The sequence below is a fragment of the Chryseobacterium sp. SIMBA_028 genome, from assembly GCF_046535285.1.
Lineage (GTDB): Bacteria > Bacteroidota > Bacteroidia > Flavobacteriales > Weeksellaceae > Chryseobacterium.
This window is the reverse complement of record NZ_JAWRWZ010000128.1, coordinates 1-318: the sequence shown is the minus strand read 5'-3', so window position 1 is coordinate 318 and position 318 is coordinate 1. Positions and strand designations below refer to the sequence as shown.

Sequence of the window (318 nt, the reverse complement as noted above, 5' to 3'; positions counted from 1 at the left end):
CTGTTGTTTGTTCATAAGTGAATTAACTTCATCCTGATAGATAATGTCTTTCACTTTATTGTTCTGAACGTCTAATTTTATGCTTACGTTTTTATTTTCAGAAATAAAACTCACCATATTATTGGTATTCGGAAAGTTCAACTTCATCATTCCCATGTAGCTGGTGGGATATTTAAAGGTCCATGTATTATTCTTATTTTGTTCTTTGGTAACAATAATATCTTTTGAACCGTTCAATGTATATAAAATAGCCTCTTGTTCTTTGAAATCTGATGGCGCCTGTACTGTAACAGTAAACTGAGCCTGTAAAGAAAATGC

At 31.8% G+C, this 318-nt stretch carries 1 pseudogene; it reads right to left on the bottom strand.

Going from position 1 to position 318, the window contains the following annotated elements:
* Positions 1-318, bottom strand: a pseudogene (locus SCA31_RS22845) (TlpA family protein disulfide reductase); the annotation flags it as partial.